This window comes from Paraburkholderia sp. GAS82 (assembly GCF_050436285.1).
GTDB classification, from domain to species: Bacteria; Pseudomonadota; Gammaproteobacteria; order Burkholderiales; family Burkholderiaceae; genus Paraburkholderia; species Paraburkholderia phenazinium_B.
Map to the genome: position 1 here is coordinate 133,538 of NZ_JBNDLX010000007.1, position 21,163 is coordinate 154,700.

Annotated in this window: 17 protein-coding genes and 2 riboswitches; of the genes, 11 read left to right on the forward strand and 6 right to left on the reverse strand. The window is 63.6% G+C overall.

All coding sequences use genetic code 11. From position 1 onward, the window contains the following. Positions 1-2: 2 nt before the first annotated feature. The 4 genes from cobG to cobJ are packed head-to-tail and all read left to right on the forward strand — an operon-like array spanning position 3 to position 4,529. Positions 3-1,436, forward strand: a complete 1,434-nt coding sequence (gene cobG / locus P3T17_RS22520) for a precorrin-3B synthase (RefSeq protein ID WP_429409146.1) — start codon at positions 3-5, stop codon at positions 1,434-1,436. After that, a complete protein-coding gene (locus P3T17_RS22525) occupies positions 1,429-2,055 on the forward strand; it encodes a precorrin-8X methylmutase (protein WP_429408947.1) in 627 nt (208 codons plus the stop codon). The genes cobG and P3T17_RS22525 overlap by 8 nt, the downstream gene beginning before the upstream one ends. Further along, positions 2,056-2,787, forward strand: coding sequence for a precorrin-2 C(20)-methyltransferase (locus P3T17_RS22530; RefSeq protein ID WP_429408948.1), 732 nt, complete (start codon positions 2,056-2,058; stop codon positions 2,785-2,787). It begins immediately after the preceding gene. Next, positions 2,775-4,529, forward strand: a complete 1,755-nt coding sequence (gene cobJ, locus P3T17_RS22535; protein WP_429408949.1) for a precorrin-3B C(17)-methyltransferase — start codon at positions 2,775-2,777, stop codon at positions 4,527-4,529. The genes P3T17_RS22530 and cobJ overlap by 13 nt, the downstream gene beginning before the upstream one ends. A 30-nt stretch (positions 4,530-4,559) precedes the next feature. Here cobJ and P3T17_RS22540 read toward each other — a convergent pair whose 3' ends face one another. The 4 genes from P3T17_RS22540 to cobW all read right to left on the reverse strand — a co-directional run bounded on the left by P3T17_RS22540 (position 4,560) and on the right by cobW (position 11,256). Then, positions 4,560-5,150, reverse strand: a complete 591-nt coding sequence (locus tag P3T17_RS22540; protein WP_429408950.1) for a vWA domain-containing protein — start codon at positions 5,148-5,150, stop codon at positions 4,560-4,562. 80 nt (positions 5,151-5,230) lie between these two features. Then, complete coding sequence (locus P3T17_RS22545; RefSeq protein WP_429408951.1) at positions 5,231-6,352, reverse strand: ATP-binding protein; 1,122 nt, start codon at positions 6,350-6,352, stop codon at positions 5,231-5,233. Then, a complete protein-coding gene (cobN, locus tag P3T17_RS22550) occupies positions 6,349-10,170 on the reverse strand; it encodes a cobaltochelatase subunit CobN (protein ID WP_429408952.1) in 3,822 nt (1,273 codons plus the stop codon). Before cobN ends, P3T17_RS22545 begins: the two co-directional genes overlap by 4 nt. A gap of 6 nt (positions 10,171-10,176) precedes the next feature. Then, positions 10,177-11,256 carry a cobalamin biosynthesis protein CobW gene (gene cobW / locus P3T17_RS22555; protein WP_429408953.1) on the reverse strand — a complete coding sequence of 360 codons (1,080 nt, stop codon included), beginning with the start codon at positions 11,254-11,256 and terminating at the stop codon, positions 10,177-10,179. 169 nt (positions 11,257-11,425) lie between these two features. Continuing rightward, positions 11,426-11,688: riboswitch (cobalamin riboswitch) on the reverse strand. A gap of 130 nt (positions 11,689-11,818) precedes the next feature. Between cobW and P3T17_RS22560 the strand changes: the two genes are divergently transcribed. From P3T17_RS22560 to P3T17_RS22575, 4 genes are all read left to right on the forward strand, one after another. Further along, positions 11,819-12,271, forward strand: coding sequence for a cobalamin biosynthesis protein (locus P3T17_RS22560; protein ID WP_074267800.1), 453 nt, complete (start codon positions 11,819-11,821; stop codon positions 12,269-12,271). 4 nt (positions 12,272-12,275) lie between these two features. Then, entirely contained in the window at positions 12,276-12,878 is a 603-nt protein-coding gene (cobO, locus tag P3T17_RS22565; protein WP_074267799.1) for a cob(I)yrinic acid a,c-diamide adenosyltransferase, read from the forward strand. 3 nt (positions 12,879-12,881) lie between these two features. After that, positions 12,882-14,180 carry a cobyrinate a,c-diamide synthase gene (locus P3T17_RS22570; protein WP_429408954.1) on the forward strand — a complete coding sequence of 433 codons (1,299 nt, stop codon included), beginning with the start codon at positions 12,882-12,884 and terminating at the stop codon, positions 14,178-14,180. Positions 14,181-14,260: 80 nt separating this feature from the next. Further along, a riboswitch (cobalamin riboswitch) is annotated at positions 14,261-14,455 on the forward strand. Positions 14,456-14,549: 94 nt separating this feature from the next. Continuing rightward, on the forward strand, positions 14,550-15,608 hold the full coding sequence (locus P3T17_RS22575; RefSeq protein ID WP_429408955.1) for a HoxN/HupN/NixA family nickel/cobalt transporter: 1,059 nt from the start codon (positions 14,550-14,552) through the stop codon (positions 15,606-15,608). 28 nt (positions 15,609-15,636) lie between these two features. Here P3T17_RS22575 and P3T17_RS22580 read toward each other — a convergent pair whose 3' ends face one another. Continuing rightward, entirely contained in the window at positions 15,637-17,175 is a 1,539-nt protein-coding gene (locus P3T17_RS22580; RefSeq protein WP_429408956.1) for a cobyric acid synthase, read from the reverse strand. 134 nt (positions 17,176-17,309) lie between these two features. Here P3T17_RS22580 and cobD point away from each other — a divergent pair, with 134 nt between their 5' ends. The 3 genes from cobD to P3T17_RS22595 are packed head-to-tail and all read left to right on the forward strand — an operon-like array spanning position 17,310 to position 19,680. After that, on the forward strand, positions 17,310-18,398 hold the full coding sequence (gene cobD / locus P3T17_RS22585; protein WP_429408957.1) for a threonine-phosphate decarboxylase CobD: 1,089 nt from the start codon (positions 17,310-17,312) through the stop codon (positions 18,396-18,398). Further along, positions 18,374-18,721, forward strand: coding sequence for a BON domain-containing protein (locus tag P3T17_RS22590; RefSeq protein WP_429408958.1), 348 nt, complete (start codon positions 18,374-18,376; stop codon positions 18,719-18,721). Before cobD ends, P3T17_RS22590 begins: the two co-directional genes overlap by 25 nt. A 47-nt stretch (positions 18,722-18,768) precedes the next feature. Further along, positions 18,769-19,680, forward strand: a complete 912-nt coding sequence (locus P3T17_RS22595; RefSeq protein ID WP_429408959.1) for a LysR family transcriptional regulator — start codon at positions 18,769-18,771, stop codon at positions 19,678-19,680. 39 nt (positions 19,681-19,719) lie between these two features. On the opposite strand, the gene P3T17_RS22600 is transcribed toward P3T17_RS22595, so the two are convergent. Beyond that, positions 19,720-21,111 carry an MFS transporter gene (locus P3T17_RS22600; RefSeq protein WP_429408960.1) on the reverse strand — a complete coding sequence of 464 codons (1,392 nt, stop codon included), beginning with the start codon at positions 21,109-21,111 and terminating at the stop codon, positions 19,720-19,722. Between the last annotated feature and the right edge of the window lie 52 nt (positions 21,112-21,163).

A 21,163-nucleotide genomic window follows, 5' to 3' on the forward strand; every position in this document is an offset into this window, starting at 1 on the left:
ACGTGAACCGCCCTCCACTCCCCGCCAGCAGCAACGTTGCTCCGTACTCATCGGCCTGTCCCGGGTTGCTGCATATCGTCGCTGCGCGAGATGGCGGGCTATGCCGTATCCGGCTGCCTGGCGGCGCGATCGGGGCCGCTCAACTGCACGCCCTGGCTAGCGCAGCAGAACGCCACGCGGGCGGCCCTGTCGAACTGACGAACCGCGCGAATCTGCAATTGCGGGGCATTCGTGCCGGTCACGAAACGGCGCTGAGCCAGGCGCTGCTTGAGGCAGGGTTCGGCCCCGGTGGGCACCGCGAAACTAGCCGTGCCGATGCACAAGCGGCGGACGCCCGTCGCAACCTGATGCTCAGCCCCGTAGCCGGTCGCGATCCTGACGCGCTAATCGATACGCGAGCGCTTGCGGCAAGCCTGCTCGACACTTTGCAGAACGAACCGGGCTTCGCCTCGCTCTCGCCCAAATTCTCCGTGCAGCTTGATGGCGGCGAGCGGCTCGCCATGCGCGAACATCCGCACGATATCTGGTTTGCGGCACAACCGGACGGGACCGGTGTGGGTTTCGCATTCGGCCTTGCAGGCTGCCCATCGTCCGGCGTCTACAAGGCCGGCGGCAACATGCTGAACCCAGCGCCGGAGGCGAGCGCCGATATACCGGCGCTCGGCATCGTCGGTCCGGAACAGGTCCCAGCGTTGCTCAATGCCCTGCTGCAGGCGTTCCTCGATCTCGCCACGCCGCAGCAGCCGCGCATGCGCGATCTGTTACGGACACACGCGGCCAGTTCAATCCTGCAGCGTGCGCAAACGTATCTCGACTTCCAGCCTCGGACAGCACGCGCATGGACTCGCCATATCGCCGATCCGGCCCTGCGCTTTGGACCCCACCCGCAAGCTACAGCCGGTTTGTGGTGGGTCGGCGGCCAGCCGCCGCTAGGCCGGCTCGACACGCGCACCCTGCATGCACTGGCCGAACTCGCGCACGCGGCAAACACACAGGCCACGGTGATAGTAACGCCCTGGCAAAGCATCCTGATCCCGGATATCGCCAAAACGGCAGTGGCACCAACCGTCGCCGCCATGGAGCGACTCGGTTTTATCTGCGATCCCCAGGCAGCGTCTGCTGGCCTGATCGCCTGCGCGGGTTCAAGCGGCTGTGCGAAAGCGCGAGCCGATACCAAGGCCGACGCGCAATACCTTGCAGAACATCTGCCCCAACTTCGCCCCGCAGCGCTCGAGTTGCACCTGAGCGGCTGCGAGCGCTCATGCGCGGCGGCTCATTGCGCGGCTCACACGCTGCTCGCCGTGGCCCCCGGACACTACGACCTTTACGAACGCGATGGCGGCCCCGGCTTCGGCCGCCTCGTTGCGCACGATCTGAACCTTGAACAGATCAAGACTGTACTTACAACAACCGCCCGGAGCCCTATCGATGTCTGAGTACATCCGTGACGGACAGGAAATCTATCGCCAGTCCTTCGCCACGATTCGCGCCGAAGCGGATCTGTCACGCATCCCAGCCGATCTGGAAAAACTCGCCGTTCGCGTGATTCACGCCTGCGGCATGGTCGAAATCGTCGAAGCGCTGGAATTCTCCGCAGACGCGGGGCGCTCTGGCCGCGAAGCACTGATGGGCGGTGCGCCGATTCTCTGCGATGCGCGCATGGTTGCCGAAGGCATTACGCGCGCGCGCCTGCCCGCGGCAAACCAGGTCATCTGCACGCTCGGCGAGCCTCGTGTACCCGCACTGGCCGAATCGCTTGGCAACACCCGCTCGGCTGCCGCCGTGGAATTGTGGCGGCCGAATCTGGCCGGCAGCGTGGTGGTCATCGGCAACGCACCCACCGCACTGTTCCATTTGCTGGACATGATCGCGGCCGGCGCGCCCAGACCCGCGCTCATCCTCGGTTTTCCGGTGGGGTTTATCGGTGCGGCCGAATCGAAAGCCCTGCTGGCCGCCAATACGCTCGGCCTGCCCTATGTCTGCGTCGCGGGCCGCCGCGGCGGCAGCGCGATGGCCGCAGCAGCGGTCAATGCGCTCGCCTCGGAGATCGAATAAGTGAAACCAGCTGGACGTTTATACGGTCTTGGCGTCGGCCCCGGCGACCCCGAACTGCTGACGCTGAAAGCACTGCGCCGCCTCACAAGCGCCGACGTGGTGGCCTATTTCGTGGCCAAAGGCAAGAAAGGCAACGCCTACAGCATCATCGAGGCACATCTGCGACCAGCCCAGACGCAGTTGCCACTCGTCTATCCGGTCACGACCGAAGCACTTGAACCGCCGCTGTGTTACGAAACGATCATCGCCGGGTTCTACGACGAAGTGGCCGAAACGGTCGCAGAGCATCTCAATGCCGGACGCGACGTCGCCGTCATCTGCGAAGGCGATCCGTTCTTCTACGGCTCGTACATGTATCTGCACGACCGGCTCGCCGCGCGCTTCGAGACCGAGGTCGTGCCTGGTGTCTGTTCGATGCTCGGCGGTGCGGCGGTGCTCGGCTCGCCGCTCGTGTACCGGAATCAGAGCCTGTCGGTACTGTCCGGCGTGTTGCCCGAAACAGAGCTGCGCGAGCGGCTCGCCACGGCGGACGCAGCCGTCATCATGAAACTCGGCCGCAACTTCGAAAAGGTCAGGCGCGTGCTGACCGAGCTTGGGCTGGCGCAGCGCGCGCTCTATGTCGAACGCGCGACCATGGCCAATCAACGCATCGTGGCGCTCGACGAGGTCGATCCGATGGCCTCGCCATATTTTTCACTACTGATCGTGCCGGGTAAAAATTGGCAAGCCTGATCCCACCCGCCATCGTGATTCTGGGGCCGTCCGCGCTGGCAACGGCGCGCAGGATCCAGGCCTGTTACGCCGGCTCACGGGTGCACGGTCTGCAGGCGCGAGTCGCCGCCGACCAAGCTTATGCCTCGCTCGGCGAACATTTACGCGCACTCTATGCGCAAGGCACACCGCTGATTGTGCTGTGCGCCGCGGGCATCGTGATCCGCTGCCTCGCCCCGGCACTCGCCAGCAAGGGGGCCGAGCCGCCCGTGCTCGCGGTCGCCGAGGACGGCAGCGCGGTCGTGCCGCTGCTTGGCGGCCTGGCTGGTGTCAACGACATGGCACGCGAGATCGCCGCAGCACTCGAAGTATCCGCCGCAATTACCACCAGTGGCGAATTGCGTTTCGGCACCTGCCTGCTCGATCCGCCTGACGGTTATGTGCTCGCCAGCCTGGAGCACGGCAAACACTTTGTCTCAGACCTGCTCGCCGGCGAGAGCACGCGCATCGAAGGCCGTGCCCCCTGGCTCGAACAGGCGAACCTGCCGCAGGCACCCGGAGCGAGGCTGACGATACGCATCAGCGAACAACTGGGCACCGGAGCGGCGGATGAACTTCTGATCCATCCGCGCTGTGTGGTAGCGGCAGTGCTAGAAGGCGACGAACAGACAGCCGCACGGGTCCAACAGGCCCTGCAGGACGCGCGCATCGCGCCGCCCTCGCTCGCGGCCCTGCTCGCACCGCATCGAACGATGAACGATGCGCCACTCAGACAGGCAGCGGACACGCTCGGCGTCCCGTTGCGATTTGTCGAAACAGGCGTCGAGGCGAGCGACTCGCATGCTCTCCTGAACGCGGCGCTTCGGTTACCGTGGCGGAGACTCGACGGCAGCGAACCCGGGCTCGCTTTGGCATCCTGCGCGGCGCCCGTCGATCCTGCGCAGATCGGCCATGGCCGTGGCTCGCTTAGCGTGGTCGGCCTCGGCCCCGGCAGCGCGGACCTGATGGTTCCAGCCGCGCGCCGCGCACTCGACGCGGCCACCGATATCCTCGGTTACGCCACCTATGTGAACATGGCCGGCCCGTTCCGCGTCGGCCAGCAACTGCATACCAGCGATAACCGCGAGGAGTTGCAGCGCGCGCGTCATGCGTTCGAGCTCGCAAGCCTGGGGCGCTCGGTCGCCATCGTCTCCTCTGGCGACCCGGGCGTGTTCGCGATGGCCGCGGCCGTACTGGAAGCGCTCGATAATTCCGACGATGCCGCCTGGGCCAGCGTCGAACTGAATATCGTACCCGGCGTCTCGGCCGCGTTTGCTACCGCAGCTCAGGCGGGTGCGCCGCTCGGCCACGATTTCTGCCTGCTCTCGCTGTCCGATAACCTGAAGCCGTGGAGTGTGATCGAAACGCGGCTGCGACATGCGGCCGAGGCTGATCTCGTGATGGCCTTTTATAACCCCATCTCGCGTGCACGGCCCTGGCAGCTCGACCGCGCCCTGGAAATTCTGCGCGCCTTGCGCACACCCGATACCGTGGTGGTGCTGGGCCGCGATATCGGCCGGCCAGGCGCGACCCTCAATTCAACCACGCTCGGTATGCTGCGCTCGGAACAGGTCGATATGCGCACGATGGTGATCGTCGGCTCGTCGACGACGCGCCGTATTCCGGGTGGCCCGCATGGTGAGTGGATCTATACGCCGCGCTGGTATCCGGATGCGAAGGACGCAGTGTCCCAGACCGGGATTGAAGCTGTTAAAGACGCCTGAAACTGTTTCCCGTCGTGCATTAAACTCAGCTCAATCCTGGCCTAGCAGATCCTCGGGGCTGAGATACAGGGCGCCCCAACTCTCCGCCAGCGCTTTGCAACGTGCAAGCCTGAGCGGGCCGGCTTCGAAGTCGACCAGCACGATCCGGTCGGCCTCGGCCGGAAAAGGCGGCTGATCCAAGCTACGGCCGTCCGTCAGAATCCATAGGTAACGCTGTCGCGTTGCCTGACCGGTTGCAGCGCTCGCCAGCAACTGGCGCGCGCTGCGCACTCCGCTACTCAAGGGCGTGCCGCCGCCCCCGCCAAGCGGGCGCAGCCAGCGCTCGTTCCACCAGCGCGGCACCGCCGGCCCAAAGCGACGCTCAGCGCGTGAACCGGAAAAACAGATCAGCGCCGCCTCATCGCGTGCCTGTCCGATACGATCGAACAGGCTGGCGAGCACGCCCTTCGCAAGCGCGAGACGCCGTCCGCCCAGCATTGAACCCGAGCAGTCGAGCAGGAAGCAATGCAACGCCTTCTGACCGCTCCTCTCCGGCCGGAAACGCAGATGTTGCGTTTGCAGGCGCCCCGCCCCCTTGCTGGCGAATGTCGCCGGCCAGGCGATGCGCCGCACGCCCCGCATCCCGCTGCGGCTTGCAGTGCCCGCGCCTTCCAGCCATCGAAACCCGGCGGGCAAACCCGCGGGGGCGCGCTCCCGATGGCTCAGTGTTTTTTTGGGTCTAGTGGCCGGACCGCCTTGACCGGTTCGATTCCTGCGGCCACCGGCGGCAGGTAACCCCAGTCTGTATCGGTGGTCCGACCTGCGGGTGTTGCGGTGGCCGAGGCAGGAGGCGATGCAGCGTTTGATGTATCGGTCTGCCGCGTATCGGATTCGGCTGGCGGCGGTGCAGCTTGTGCCGGGTCTGCGCCATCCGGTTGCGTCCCAGCTTCTGCGTGCCGCCGATGACGTAGCGTCGCTTCGGCCACACGATCGACGTGCTCGACCGCAATCGCTTCAGCCTGCTCGAGCGCCGCAAGTGCGCGAGCCGCGCGCAACATCACCAGATCGGCGCGCATCCCGTCGACGGCCGCGGCGATACAGAGCTCGCTCACACGCGCATGCACCGTTTCGCCGAATTCGAGCGACGGCAGACGCATGCGCGCAGCGCGAATCCGCCGTGCGTAGTCGTCCTGCTGCACGTCGAAACCACGCCGGAAACCCTGTGGATCGAGTTCGAATGCGAGGCGAGCCTTTACGATCCGTTCGCGCAGCGCCGGCTCAAAGCAGTTTTCTAGCTCAACCATCAAACCAAACCGGTCGAGCAATTGCGGCCGCAACTCCCCTTCTTCGGGATTCATCGTGCCCAGCAGGACGAAACGCGCCTCATGGCTGTGCGAAATACCATCGCGCTCGACCGTATTGACGCTGCTCGCTGCCACGTCGAGCAGCAGATCGACCAGCGAATCGGGCAGCAGGTTGATCTCATCCACATACAGTACGCCGCCATGCGCCTTTGCCAGCAGTCCGGGAGAAAAGCGCACGGCGTTGTCGCGCAACACCGTCTCGAGATCGAGCGTGCCGACGAGGTGCTCTTCGCTTGCGCCGAGCGGCAACGTCACCAGTTGACCATCTGGCAGCAGGTCGGCAAGCGCACGCGCAGCCGTCGATTTGGCTGTGCCGCGCGGACCACTGATGAGTACACCGCCAATGCCCGGATCGATCGCAGCGAGCAGCAGCGCCTGTTGCAAGGGCGCCTGCCCAAGCAGCGCCGCAAACGGGAAAACCGTACGCGTAGCGACGGGTGTACCGGAGACGAGCGTCCTGGGCGAGTCGATTTTCGTCATGAACGTCCTTCGAGATGCTGTTCCACCGCCAGCAGTTGCTGTTCGACCTGGCTTCGGTACGTGCCGGGATGCTGCCACAAGCCGCGCTGCATGGCCTCTAGCAGCCGCTCGCAGATGCCGTGCAACGCATGCGGGTTATAGCGCTGCAAAAACGCCCGCGTATCCGCGTCGTTCAGGTAAGCATCCGTGACCAGCGCGTATTGATGATCGGCAACCACGCGTGCGGTGGCGTCGTAGCCATAGAGATAATCGACCGTCGCAGCGATTTCGGCAGCGCCTTTATAGCCGTGCCGCTTGATGCCTTCGAGCCATTTCGGATTCACCACGCGCGAGCGGATTACCCGTGCGATCTCCTCGCGTAACGGCCGGATGCGCGGCGTCTCCGGGTTGCTGTGGTCGGCATGGTAAAGCTGCGGTTGCGCGCCGCTCAGGTGCCGCACGGCTGCGGCCATGCCGCCCTGGAACTGGTAGTAGTCATTCGAATCGAGCAGATCGTGTTCGCGGCTGTCCTGGTTCTGCAGCACCACGTCGATCGCAGCGAGGCGCATGCCGAAAGCATCGTGGGCGGCCTCGCCCGAACGTTGTTGGGTATAGGCGTAACCGCCCCACTGCTGATACGCGTGCGCAAGATCGGCGTCGCTTTGCCACTGGCTGGTGTCGATCAACTCCTGCAAGCCTGTGCCATAGGAACCAGGGCGTGCGCCGAAGATACGCCAGCCCGCGCGGCGGCGAGCCTCGCCAGCCTCCAGACCGCCGGCGATCAGTTGATCGCGCTCGCGCAGCACGCGCGCGCGGATCGGATTCAGCTCAACAGGCTCGTCGTCGAGCTCAGCCACCGCCTGCACCGCCGCGTCGAACAGGTGCATGAGGTTCGGGAACGCATCGCGGAAAAATCCCGATACGCGCAGCGTGACGTCGATGCGCGGCCGGTCGAACGTTGCGATCGGCAGAATCTCGAAATCGGTCACGCGATGACTGCCGGCTGCCCATTTCGGCCGTACGCCGAGCAGCGCAAGTGCCTGCGCGATATCATCGCCGCCCGTGCGCATGGTCGCCGTGCCCCACACCGACAGTCCGACCGCGCGCGGGTAATCGCCCTGCTCCTGCAAATGCCGCTCGATCAGTTGCTGTGCCGATTTGAGTCCGAGCGCCCAGGCGGCCTGGGTGGGCAGTGCGCGCGTGTCGACCGAATAGAAGTTGCGCCCCGTCGGCAGCACATCGGGGCGCCCCCGCGAGGGCGAACCGCTTGGCCCCGGCGGCACGAAACAGCCGGCAAGGCCTCGCCGCAACTGCCGCAATTCTTCGCCACCGCATGCGTTGAGGCGCGGCAGCACGTCATTGCGCAAACGCTCGAGCACCTGCTCGACATGCGGCAGACTGCCCGGCGCCGGCAGGCCGTGTGCGGACCCAGATTCAGCATTGGCACTGGACAAACCGCACAGGTCAGCAAGCAATTCCGCTGCGAGCAGTTCGAGCCGCTCGCGCGTATCGCCCTTATGCCGCCAGGGCGCATCGCTCACCTGCTGCAATAGTGCCGGGCGAGGACCGTCCCATGGCGCCGACCAGTCGGGCGCCAGCGGATCGAACAGGCGGGCAATGTCGAGATCCCGTGCAAGCGCATCGATCAGCCCCGCGTTCGCCTCCCGCCCGTTGCCTACCGGAAAACGCGCCAGCGCCTGCAAGGTGTCGCGCCGCTGCACGCCCTGCGGCGAGTGCCCGAAGATATGCAGACCATCGCGAATCTGCGCCTCTTTCAACTCACATAGCCACGCATCGACCTGGGTCAGCAGCGCATCCTCGGCATCGGGACTGCTGGGTGCGGCCAGACTCAGTTCCTCATGCAGCCGATGCTCGACGATCGTCTTCAGGATCGTGCCGCGCAGCAGCCTGGCACGCCGCGGATCGACCATCAAGGCGTCGTAGTATTCGTCGACCTGGCGTTCGAGATCCTGCAGCGGACCGTAATTCTCAGCACGCGTGAGCGGCGGCATCAGATGATCGATGATCACGGCCTGCGCGCGCCGCTTGGCCTGGCTGCCCTCGCCCGGGTCGTTCACAATGAACGGATAAAGATGCGGCAGCGGCCCAAGAATCAGATCGGGCCAGCACTGGCCGCTCAATGCGACGCTCTTGCCCGGCAGCCATTCGAGATTGCCATGTTTGCCGACGTGCACCACGGCATCGATTTCGAAGCGGTGCCGCAGCCAGAAATAGAACGCCAGATAGGCATGCGGCGGCACCAGTTCGGCGTCGTGATAACTCGCGTAGTCGCTGGCGTCACGGGAACGCGCGGGCTGAATCCCGACGAACACCTGGCCGCAGCGCCAGCCGGCGATCATGAAGCGCCCCTGGCGGACCGTCGGATCGAGTTCCGGCGCACCCCAACGCGCATTGAGCGCGGCTTGCACCTCGGCAGGCAGACGCTCGAAATAGCGGCGATAGTCGGCCAACGCCAGGCTTTGCAAGGCAGGACGCAAGTCGCGCACAACCGGGTCGTTGGTGACACCCTGAGTCAGCGTGCGCAGCAGGGCCTCGCCATCGGCCGGCAACGGATCGAGCCGGTAACCCTCGTCACGCAACATGGCGAGGATCGTAAGGACGGAGGCCGGCGTATCGAGTCCGACACCGTTGCCGATCCGCCCTTCGCTGACGGGGTAATTCGCGAGGATCAGCGCGAGCCGCTTGTCGGCATTCTCAAGCGTGCGCAACCGGCACCAGCGCCGGCTCAGCTCGGCCACGAACGCGATGCGCTCGAGATCGGGCTGATAGCGCACCACGTCGACCTCGGTATGCGGGCAGCGGTAGTCGAGTCCCTTGAAACTGATCGCTCGCGTAATCACGCGGCCGTCGACCTCGGGCAGCACCACATGCATCGCGATATCGCGCGCATTGAGGCCATGATTGTCCTTGAGCCACGTCTCGCGGTTCCCGCCGCTCAGGATCACCTGCAGCACGGGCGCATCGCCCGCGAGGGCAAAGGCATCCGGGGCATCGATCGAAGAGACCGCAAACGCGGTGGTATTCAGCACCAGCGCGACCCGATGCTCGACGCTCAACTGCTGCAATACAGCGAGGCTCACTCGATCCTTCAGCGAAGTCACGGCGAGCGGCAAGGGGTTCACGCCTTGCGCCTCGAGCGCCTCGATCAGCGCATCGAACACGCGCGTATTGGCCGCCTGCAAATGCGCCTTGTAGAACAGGATCAGTGCCACCGGTGCACCGGGGCGCCAGCGCGCCTGCCAGTCGGCGATGCTCGGCGTATCGTGCTCAGGATGATAAAGCGCGGCAGCGGGCAACACGCGCGGCGCGGCCGGTTCGCTGCCCCAGCCGAGCGCGCGATAAGCGATGCAGCGCAAGAAGGCTTCGGCATTGAGCGGGCCGCCCTCGCGCAGATAGCGCCAGAGCTGATGGCACAAGGCGGGATCGGCGGTACTGCGCGCGAGCAGGTGCGGGTCTTCCTGAAGGTCGCCCGAGAACATCACCAGCACCTGCTTCCTGCGTTCGGCCAGTTCGACCAGTTGCTCGATACCGTAAGGCCAGTAGGCTTCGCCGCCCAGATGGTCGACGACCACCACACGCGCATGCTGGAGCACGTCGTCGACGTAAAAATCGACCGATGCAGGCTGCCGCAAAAAGCTGACATTGGTGAGCCGGATCTCCGGGAAGCCGGCGCCGAGCCTCGGCACCACGCTCGCCAACAGCGCCAGCGTCGTGTCGGCCGAACTCAGCACCACGATCTCAGCCGGTCGCTGATCGATCCGGATGACGCCTTCGGTATCGTCGACAAAACCGCCCGGAACGGTGCGTAGCAGATGCATGACGGATCAGGACTGCTGGGCCTGGGCAGCCAACGCGGCGCTCAGCGCGCGTTGCAGCACAGGTTGATCGAGATCTTCGCCGATCAGCACGAACCGGTTGGCCCGTGCTTCGTCTTCGCGCCAGCGCCGGTCGAAATAGCTGTCGAAGCGCCGGCCCACGCCCTGGATCACGAGGCGCATTGGTGTGCCTGGCAGCGCTGCAAAACCCTTGACGCGGTAGATCGTGTGCTGCTCCGTCAAACCCTGCAGCGCCGCGATGATCGTTTCGCGCGATGCAGCGGGCGCTTCAACGATCACGGAATCGAATTCGTCGTGGTGATGATCGGGATCGTCGGCCGAGCCATGATGATCGTGGCGCAGATGAATCGTGGTTTCGGACGCCGCCTGCAAACCCAGCAGGCCGTGCAGATCCAGCTGCCCTCGCTGGGCGCGCACGATCTTGACCTGGGGCGGCAACTCCTCGCGAATCTCCGCTTCCACGGCAGCCTGCTGTGCCTCGTCGAGCAGGTCGGTCTTGTTCAGGATCACGAGATCGGCCGAGCCGAGCTGGTCTTCGAACAGCTCGTGCAACGGCGATTCGTGATCGAGATTGGGATCGGCTCGGCGCTGCTCATCCACGGCCTGCGGGTCGTCGGCGAACTGTCCGCTTGCTGCGGCAGGGCCGTCCACCACGGTCACCACCGCGTCGACGGTGAAGCTGTTGCGGATCGAAGGCCAGTTGAACGCCTGGACCAGCGGTTTCGGCAGCGCCAGTCCCGAGGTTTCGATCAGAACGTGGTCAATTTCGCCACGGCGTTCGACCAGTTGCTCCATCACCGGGAAAAACTCTTCCTGCACGGTGCAGCACAGACAGCCGTTGGCGAGCTCATAGAGCTGGCCGGCCTGTTCGCGGCCTTCTTCGTCGCAGCCGATTCCGCAACCACGCAAAATTTCGCCGTCGATGCCGAGCTCGCCGAACTCGTTCACGATGACAGCAATCCGCAAATCGTTCGCGTTTTGAAGAATATGGCGCAGCAAGGTGGTTTTGCCACTCCCAAGAAAGCCCGTGACGACAGTCACAGGGATCTTGCGCATGGGGTTCTGCATGATCACTCCGTTATTAAACAAGCCAGCTCGTCGGGCACTCGCTTCAGACCAGACGCGAGCGGTAGCGTCTGGCGCAGGACGTAAACAGGACGTGGGGACGATACGGAACGTTGCGGTCGCAACAGAGGAACGCGATGAAGGCGTGGATGGCCAGCTGCATCCCCGCAGCGCCAACACCTCTTCTCTGGCCGGTATCCGGGCTGGCGAACGCACCGCTCCACCTTCCCACGCGAATCTTTCGCGCAGTGGTTGATTGCCCGCGATCCTGGTCGCGGACATGGAGCCGGCTTCGCATCGCCTAAGCGACGCTTTCGCTGAACCGTTGCGGGGGCAGCACAGGTTGGGCTCGCGCTAGCGCGGCAAGCGTCCTGTTTCCCGTTTAACTGCCGGCGCGATAACGCGTCGGCGGGCACCAGAGTGGGACGAGTTTAGGCTGCACCGCGAGGCAGCGTCAAGAAGCGACGCTGGCGAGCGGCCGCCAACGCGTGTATTGTAGCGCGCCAGATATCTGCAAACCGACACGCCATATGCTTACGGCCCGAGCGGACGGTTACGACACAACATGAAGCAATTCAGCATCGGCATTGGCTGTCGGCAGCAAGTTTCGGCCGAGGCGATCGAGGCCGCTGTGCTCGCGACGCTTGGCAAACTGGGCGTGCAAGGGGCCAACGCCTTTGAATCGATCGCCTCGATCTCGACCATCGATTCAAAGGCGCGAGAACCCGGCCTCCTGACATTCTGTGCCCGTCATGCGCTAATGTTGCATAGCTTCAGCCGTGAAGCGATCGCCGCCTGCCCGGGCGGCATGCTTCGCGCAACGGCCTCGAAAGCGGTACAGGCCCGCTTCGGCGTCGACGGCATCTGCGAACCTTGCGCGCTGCTGGGAGCGCCCGGCGGCAGCCTCGTTGCCGGCAAAACGGCTTCGCCTGGCGTCACCGTGGCCATTGCCTGCCTGGCCGAATTCTGTACGCAGGCGCCCGGGGCGCGCCGATTGAACCCAACCACCAGGACCTGACTGCATGAAAACCGATACGGAATCGCATCTGCGCATGACCCAACGCCGCCGCGAAGGACATGAAAAGAAACAGGCGCAGGCCACCATCGAAAAAGGACTGTTGATCGTCAATACGGGCACGGGCAAGGGCAAAAGCACAGCGGCTTTCGGCATGGCCGTGCGCGTGCTCGGACACGGCATGCGCCTCGGTGTCGTGCAATTCATCAAGGGTGCACTGCATACCTCGGAGCGCGATTTCCTGGGCAGTCTGCCAAACTGCGATTTCGTCACGATGGGCGACGGCTATACCTGGAACACGCAGGATCGGGAAGCCGACATTGCGACGGCACGCAAAGGCTGGAGCGAAGCCTGCCGGATGATCGAAAGCGGCGAATATCAGATGGTGATTCTCGACGAACTCAATACCGTACTCAAGTACGAGTATCTGCCGCTCGATGAAGTGCTGGACGTCTTTAGCAAGCGTCCGGACATGCTCCATGTGGTGGTCACCGGGCGGCATGCGCCTGAAGGACTGATCGAGGCCGCAGACCTCGTCACCGAGATGCGCATCGTCAAACACCCATACCGCGAGCAACACGTCAAAGCGCAGCGCGGCGTCGAGTTCTAAGCCATGGCCGCCTGTCCAGCGCTGTTCATCAGCGCCCCGGCTTCGGGTCAGGGCAAGACCACCGTCACGGCAGGGTTGGCCCGCTACCACAGCCGCCTCGGACGACGTGTGCGCGTGTTCAAGACCGGTCCGGACTTTATCGACCCGACTATCCTCGCGCACGCGAGCGGTGCGGCGGTGTTTTCGCTCGACCTCTGGATGGTCGGCGAAGCCGGCTGCCGTACACTGCTGGCCGAAGCGGCAGGCGACGCCGATCTGATCCTGGTCGAAGGGGTCATGGGGCTGTACGACGGCCAGCCGAGTAGTGCCGATCTGGCCAGCGCCTTCGGCATACCGGTATTGGCGGTGATCGCAGCGAAATCCATGGCCCAGACCTTCGGCGCATTGGCCTTCGGTCTCGCTCAATTCCAGCCGCAGGTGCCTTTTTACGGTGTGCTCGCGAACCGGGTCGGCTCGCCCTATCATGCGAAACTGCTTGAAGAGGCATTACCGGCCTCGCTGCGCTGGTGCGGCCATCTGAACAGCAACGACTCGATCGAATTGCCGGACCGGCACCTCGGTTTGCACCAGGCCGCAGAAATCGCGGATCTCGATGCACGCCTCAACCAGGTTGCCGATGCGCTCGCCGCGACGCCGCTGGCCGAACTGCCACCGGCCATCGACTTCGAGGCGCCACCGCGTAACAGCCTACCACGCCTGCTCGACGGCAGGCTGATCGCAATTGCAAAGGACGCGGCCTTTTCCTTTATCTACCCAGCCAATCTCGCACTGCTCGAAGCACTCGGCGCCAGACTCGCGTATTTCTCGCCGCTCGCCAATGAACCGGTACCTCAGGCTGCCGACGCCCTCTATCTCCCCGGCGGTTACCCGGAACTCCATGCCCGGACCCTGACGGACCGGAAATGCAGTGCCGGCTCGATTCACGCACACGCCGCAGCCGGCAAACCGTTGATCGCCGAATGTGGCGGCATGCTCTATCTGCTAGACCGACTGATCGACGTGCACGGTGCCTCTACCCCGATGCTCGGCCTGCTGCCCGGCGAGGCCAGCATGCAGACCCGCTTCGCGGCACTGGCCATGCAACAGATCGAAGGACGACACGGCGTCATGACCGGACACACGTTCCACTATTCGAAGCTGAACACGCCGCTCGCACCGGTTACGACCGCGGTTCGGCCGCAAGGCGCAACCAGCGGGGAAGCCCTCTATCGGCACGGTGCAATCGTCGCAACCTACATGCACGCTTACTGGCCGTCGAATCCGGTATTCGCCGCCGCCTTGTTCCGCGGCGAGGCGTTCTGAACAAAAATCGTTGGAAAGGGAAAGATTCCTCCGTCCGAACCGCTATTCAAGCGGAGATTGACGCCCTCCGGCAGCCTTCTGTACTCTTGCGCCTTGATGGTTCCCCTCACCGGGATTAAACGGGAACGCAGTGAGAGCGCTCTGCTCAAGTCTGCGACTGCCCCCGCAACTGTAAGCGCCGAGTCCACACCATGCTTGACCACTGGGCAACCGGGAAGGTCGGTGCCGGATTGTGACGTGCGAGTCAGGAGACCTGCCATCGACCGAGGTCTGCTCAGCCGGATCGGACGGGGATGTCCGAGTCGCCAAGTATCCGTTTGCGCGAATGGATACCTGCTGTAAGGACAGCCCGAACCTCAGGATTCTTGCATGTCCATCACGTACTCAAGGTCAGTTCCAACTGACGCATTGCGCTATCGGCTGATTGCCATCTACAGCGTCCTCGCTTTATTCAACGTCGGCAGCTGGATCTGGGCCTTCATAGCCTTCCACGGTCACCCGCTGTTGCTGGGCACCGGCCTGGTCGCCTACGGCTTCGGATTGCGCCATGCAGTCGATGCCGATCACATCGCCGCCATCGATAACGTCACACGCAAACTGATGCAGGATGGCCGACGGCCCGTCACGGTCGGTTTCTTCTTTGCGATCGGTCACTCGGCCGTGGTTTTGCTGGTAGCGGCAGCGGTTGCTGCTACGGCCTCTGCGCTCGAAAGCCGGTTCGAATCCTGGCAAAACGTCGGCGGCGTGATCTCGACCAGCGTCTCAGCGATCTTCCTGTTTTTGATCGCGGCCATGAACCTGATCATCCTACGCGGCGTATGGCGGGCGTTCAAGAAAGTAAAGCGTGGTGAGCCGTACGATCAGGACGATCTCGACCTCCTGCTCAACAGTCGCGGCTTGCTCGCACGGATGTTCCGGCCGCTGTTCAAGCTTGTATCGAACTCATTGTGGATGTTGCCGCTCGGCTTTCTGTTCGGCCTGGGTTTCGATACCGCGACCGAAGTCAGCCTGCTCGGCATCTCGGCACACCAGGCATCTCAAGGGTTGTCGATCTGGATCGTGCTGGTGTTTCCGGTACTCTTCGCCGCAGGCATGACACTGATCGACACCACCGACGGGATCCTGATGCTTGGTGCCTATGAATGGGCGTTCGTGCGACCGATCCGCAAGCTTTACTACAACCTCACGATTACGCTGGTCTCTGTGCTCGTCGCGGTCGTGATAGGCGGTATCGAGGCGCTGGGGATGATTGCCGACCAGATCAGGCAGAAGGGCCTGTTCTGGCAGACCGTCGATACGTTGAACGAGAATTTCAACAACCTCGGCTTCGTCATCATTGGCATCTTCATCGTCTCGTGGGTCCTGTCGTTCCTGATTTACCGGATCAAGGGCTACGACAAACTCGAAGCGCATCTGCATGCGCAATAAGCGCTCAGTTGACCCGGCTCGGCTGGAGTCAGCGTGACGCGTCCGCACGCTTGCCGATAGCGGCGAACACCCGAGTCAGGTCGAGGTGCTCCTCGAGCGTATCGGCGAGCCGGTCGAGCGACGCGTCCCGCAACGCCGGATAGTCGAGTGCTTGCGAACCGGCCAGCCCCGCCCACGCGAGCAAGGCACTGCAGGAGGCCGGCGTGTCGAACAGCCCGTGCACATAAGTGGCGAGAATCTGTCCGTCAGCCGACATTGCACCATCGGGACGTGTATCGTCCCCGTCCGACTGGTCCGCTACGAGGTACAAAGCCGGCGCAGCAAGCGCGGGGCCGTGGGTTTCGCCCATGTGAATCTCGTAGCCGCAAACGTCCGGCGAACCGCTCAGCGTCAGGGCGCCCGTGACGTTCCTGAGCATCTTCTCGCGTGTGATGACGGTCTCGTAATCGAGCCAGCCGAGACCCTTCGTGGTACCCGGCTGGCCCTCCACGCCGTGAGGGTCGCTCAGTGATTGGCCGAGCATCTGCATGCCTCCGCAGATACCGATCACCCGGCCGCCATAACGCAAATGCCGACGCAGCACTTCTTCCCAACCGTTGTCGCGCAGCCAGGCCAGATCTCCACGCACATTTTTGGAGCCGGGCAAAATCACCAGATCCGCGGGCGGCGGCGGAATACCCGCGAGCGCATAGCTGAAATCGACCTGCGGGTGCGCGCGCAGCGCATCGAAATCCGTGTGATTGCTGATATGTGGCAATGCCGGCACGACCACCCGCAGAGACTGCACGGCATCGGCCGCACCGCTATGCGCCACACGCGGCAGCATGTCTTCGGCGTCGAGCGCCAATCCGTGCAGATACGGCACCACCCCTAGTACCGGCTTGCCTGTACGCGCCTCCAGCCAGTCAAGCCCAGGCTTCAGCAGGCCCGGATCGCCGCGAAACCGGTTGATGACGAGACCGCAGACCCTTGCGCGTTCGGATTCGGACAGGCATTCGAGCGTACCGAGCAAATGCGCGAACACACCGCCGCGATCGATATCGGCCACCAACAGCACCGGGCAATCGACCGCTTCAGCAAAGCCCATATTGGCGATATCGTTCGCACGCAGATTGATCTCCGCCGGGCTGCCCGCCCCTTCCACCAGGATCGTGTCGTACTTCTTCTGCAGGCGTGCGTAAGATTCGAGCACGGCCTTGAAGGCCAGCGGTTTATAGTCGTGATAGGCGCGCGCATCAAGATTCATTCGTGCTTTGCCATGTACGATCACCTGCGCACCACGATCGCTGGTCGGCTTGAGCAGCACCGGGTTCAGGTCCGTATGCGCGGGAATGCCGGCCGCAATCGCCTGCAGCGCCTGTGCGCGGCCAATCTCGCCCCCATCGATCGTGACTGCGCTGTTGAGCGCCATGTTCTGTGGCTTGAATGGCGCCACCCGTCCGCCGCGGCGCGACACCAGCCGGCACAGACCGGCGACCAGCGTGCTCTTGCCTGCATCGGAGGTTGTACCCTGGATCATCAGCGTGCCGCCAGGCACAGCCGGTGCGAAATCGTTTGGAACAGTCATCAGGAAACCGAGGCTCGATCAAAAATGGATGAGTTGGGGCACACGACGCAATTTGCAGAGGTGCGAGAGGCATCACACGGTCTACGATTATCCCATTGCCACCGGTGCATCCCCCCTGTCGATACAATCACGACATGATTTCACCCAACCCTACACTCGTCCCAGGCGCAATCGTGCATGGTGGCAATCTGCGCGAAGCCGTCCGGCGCTACGGTATCAGTTTTGACGCGTGGCTCGATCTGTCGACCGGTATCAATCCGCACGCCTATCCGGTCCCGCCCATTCCTGCAGAGATATGGCGCCGCCTGCCCGACGATGGCGATGGCCTGCTCGCCGATGCCGCGCGGTACTATGGCGCGCCGAGTTCCGACCATATAACGTCAGTGGCAGGTAGCCAGGCAGCCATCCGGGCGCTGCCCGAACTGCTTCGGCGCGGAGTCGCCGCCGTTGCTCCGCTAACCTATGGCGAATATGCCCCTGCGTTCGAGCGCGCGGGCCACACCGTCGTGCCACTCGACATCGACGACGATGTGTTGCCCTGCGGCGTTAACCACGCGGTCGTCGTCACGCCAAACAATCCGACAACGAAGCAAGTGGACCCGCACCGTCTGTTGCAGTGGCATGCGCAACTTTCGGCGGTCGGCGGCACGCTGATCGTGGATGAAACGTTCGGTGACGCACTGCCTGCGGAGACATGCTCGTCGATGGGAGCGTATGTCGATCGCGAGGGACTCGTGGTCCTGCGCTCACCGGGAAAATTCTTCGGACTCGCCGGAGCGCGTTGCGGCTTCGCGCTGGGCCGGCCCGAGTTACTTGCAGCGCTACGCCTCCATCTCGGCGCCTGGACCGTCAACGGACCCGCCCGCCATGCAGTGGCACACGCGTTCCGCGACCATGCGTGGCAACATCAGATGCGTATGCTACTTGCGTCTGAAAGCGCACGGCTTGTAGCGTTGCTGCAGGCTCACGGCCTGGTCGCACTGAGCACTCCCCTGTTTGCCTGGTTCCCGGATCCACGTGCAGAGGCACTGCACCAGGGGCTCGCCCGGCAAGGGATCTGGACACGCTATTTTTCGGCTATCCCCAGCGTGCGCTTCGGGCTACCCGGGTTGGAGCAAGAGTGGGCACGGCTCGAGCTGGCTCTTGCCCGGACCATGGACGAACTCTCGAAGTCAACAAACGGCCCGATCCGGAAATCGTGCGCGAGATCATTGCCGGACTGAAGGCTGAGCTGCCTTATGCCGCGGACGACATCAAGGCGGTCGTCAGGGACGGACACGTGACGCTGAAGGGTGAAGTCGAATGGGACTACCAGCGCCGCCGAGCGGCCGACCACACCGAGGGATTCACGTTTGCTGTCGCGCTGATACAGCCTGCTCCACCCAGTTTGATCGCTTCAGGAAGAAAGGTTTCGCTTGCCGGGCAAACGTCGAAATTGTTGTCGCTGAATGTCGTGAGCACTGCCCAGTGGACACATCCTGCGCCGTTTGCTCGAGACACTCTGTACGCTCAATGCATCGCCTACCACGTATCTGCGGGCACGTAAGCGATTACACTCGAAGCTTCAACCCTACACGCTGCGCTTCCTGGCTTATGGATCTCAAGCAAATCCAATATTTCATTGCACTCTTCGAGGACGGCTCGGTCACGCGCGCGGCAAAGCGGCTGAATATGGTGCAGCCCGCGCTCAGCATGCAAATCTCGAAGATTGAAGCGGAACTGAACCAGAAGCTCTTCGAACGCGGCCCGCACGGCATGACGCCGACCGACGCGGCGCGTCTCATGTATCGCCTGTATACGCCGATCATGCGCGACATCGACCATGCACGCGAGCAATTGAGCCAGCGCGATGTGATCGTCACCGGCCGGGTCTCGCTTGGCATGGTCGCGTCCGAGGCGCAAAGCGTTTTGCCTGAATCGCTCGCGAAGTTCAACGCGCTGTTTCCGCAAGTGGAAGTCTCGGTGGCTGACGGGTTCAGCGCGCAGTTGATCGACGCCGTTGAAGCGGGCCGGCTGGATGCGGCCATCATCAACAAACCGCGCGGGCGCCTCTCACTCGATGTGGTGCCGCTGCTCGACGAAGAGATGGTGTTCGTGACGAGCGCCGCGCACGGCGTCGAATTGCCCGCGGAAATCGACCTCGCTCATCTACCTGCCGTCGAACTGGTGCTGCCGACGCGGCGCAACGGCCTGCGCGGCGTGCTCGATGCGGAATTGATGGCGGCCGATATCGTCATCAAGCCGACGTTCGAAATCGACCTGCTGAGCACGATTGTGCAGTTCGTCGAGCAGAGTCAGGTGGCGACGATCCTGCCGCGTGTCGTCGTGCAGCGCGAGGTCGACGAAGGCCTGCTGCGCGCCTATCCCATCGTCTCGCCGCCGATCGTGCGGCACATCATTCGCGTGAGCCATCCGAAGCGGCCTATCGGTCCGGCAGCGCACGCGCTGATCGAAATCATCACAGACGAGATTCGCCGGGTGACGACCGGTGTGTCTGTGCGCTGACGTACTTCATGGGCGCTCGCCCAACGCCCTCAGCATGCCTTAAACCGCTTCGCGGGAAGCATTTTTGTCGAGCTTGCCGAGCGTCTCAGGCACGACAAACGCGCCGGCGAGGAAGATCACGCTGATCACGCCCACGAAGATCGCCAGCGTCAGCGGCAGCTCGCTTGCGTCTTTGGCGACAAGCGACACGGCGGTCGGCATCATGCCGCCAATGGCAAAGCCAATGTTCCAGGAGAGGCCCGTGCCGGTCGCGCGAATCGCTGTCGGAAACCGTTCGTTGAGGAAGATCAGGATCGGCGCATAGCCCGCGCTACCGAGCGCGCTCAACACTACCGCATAGACGCCGATCATCGTGATGCTCTGCGCGGTGGGCAGCAGCAGGCACAGTGCGGGCAACGCAAACAGCCGGATCAGGCCAATCCATATGAATGTGCTCTTGCGGCCGATGAAGGTGCTGAGATGGCCAGCCGCGACTGACGCAATCACGACGCCGATGCTGGAGATCATCAGGATCGCAGCTGCCGAGCCATTCGGCACGTGGCTGACCACCTTCAGCACGGTCGGCAGATAGCCTGAGGTCAGGTAGTAGCCGCTGCCACCGCCGATGGTCAGCGACAGGTTCACGAACAGGATCGAGCGGTAGTCCCTGGAAAATAACGTGCGCAGCGGCGAGCGCACAACCTCGGCGGGCGCGTTGCTGACGCCGTCGCGTGAAGCAATCGCAGCCGCTTTGGCGGCCTTCTCGGCCGCGAGCTTTTTCCACAGCGGCGACTCTTCGAGACTGTTGAAGACAAAGAGTCCGAGCATCGAACTGATGATGCCGGTGAAAAACATGCAGCGCCAGCCCCACACATCGAACTGCTCACCCGGGAACAACGCCGACATCGCAAGGAAGGTGAGCGAAGCCAGCAACGCGCCTAGCCCCGCTCCGCCACCGCCAATCAGACCCGACACCGCGCCGCGATACCTCGGCGCCACGGACTCAGTGCCGATGGTATGCGTCGAGGCGACCACGCCGCCCACGAACACACCCTGCACGAGACGCAGGACGACAAACAGCAGTGGCGCAATCATCCCCACCTGGGCGACGGTCGGCAGGAGGCCGAAGGCCGCGGTCGACAGCCCGACGCCGACGACTGCAAAGATCATTGCCCCTTTACGACCATGCCGGTCAGCGTACGAGCCGAACCACGCCGAGCCGAGCGGCCGCATGAACAGCGTCACCGCGAACGACGCATAGACCGCGGCAAGCGACAACATTGCGTGTTCGGACGGAAAGAACAGCCGCCCCACGACCGGGGCCACATAGAGCAGCACGAACAGGTCGAACAAGTCGAGCGCCCATCCCAGACACGAGGCAAACACTGCGCCCATCACCTGTTTCTGGTCGACTGCGGGCAAGGCGGCTCCATTTTGTGCGGCTACGGACATCTCCATCTCCTTGAAGGTTACCGGTTTCTCTTTTGAGCGGACCGGTGTCAGG